This window comes from Streptomyces swartbergensis, from assembly GCF_002148965.1.
Taxonomy (GTDB): domain Bacteria; phylum Actinomycetota; class Actinomycetes; order Streptomycetales; family Streptomycetaceae; genus Streptomyces; species Streptomyces swartbergensis.
In genome coordinates this window covers 1-660 of the sequence record NZ_NGFN01000844.1, presented here as the reverse complement: position 1 = coordinate 660, position 660 = coordinate 1, and the positions used below count along the sequence as shown (strand labels likewise).

The 660-nt window shown below is 76.5% G+C and carries 1 protein-coding gene; it reads left to right on the top strand.

What is annotated here, in order from left to right; genetic code table 11:
• Window positions 1-660, top strand: a 660-nt coding sequence (locus CA983_RS44680; RefSeq protein ID WP_208637203.1) for an SWIM zinc finger family protein, incomplete at both ends; no start/stop codon positions are given.

Sequence of the window (660 nt, the reverse complement as noted above, 5' to 3'; positions counted from 1 at the left end):
CCGCCGCACCTTCCCCGCCTTCCCGCCCCGGGATCCGGACGTCCAGGGCTTCGCCGAGCGCTGGTGGGGAAACGCGTGGGTCGCCGCGCTGGAGCAGGGCGCGCTGGACGTCAAGCGGCTGGAACGCGGGCGGGGTTACGCCGGGCAGGGGCATGTCGATGCCATCACCGTGACGCCCGGCCTGGTGCTGGCGTACGTGCGGGGCAGCCGTCCGCGCCCGTACCGCGTGCAGGTGCGGCTGCGCACGCTCGACGACTCCGACTGGGAGCGGTTCCTGGACGCCGCAGCCGACCGGCCCGGGCACATCGCGGCACTCCTCGACAAGGAGATGCCCCAGTCCCTCGCGGACTGCGGCGTGCCCCTGCTGCCGGGCCCGGGCGATCTGGAGCCGCGCTGCAGCTGCCCCGACCGGGGCCACCCCTGCAAGCACGCCGCCGCCCTCTGCTACCAGACCGCGCGGCTGCTCGACGCCGATCCCTTCGTCCTGCTCCTGCTGCGCGGCCGGGGCGAACGCGAGCTGCTCGACGCGCTCTCCCGGCTCAGCGCCACCCGCGCGGCGCGCGCCGCCCAGGACAAGGGACCGGCGCCTCTCCCCGGAGTGCGGGCCAGTGACGTTCTCACGCCGCGCGCCCTCCCGCCCCTGCCGGCACCGCTGCCGCC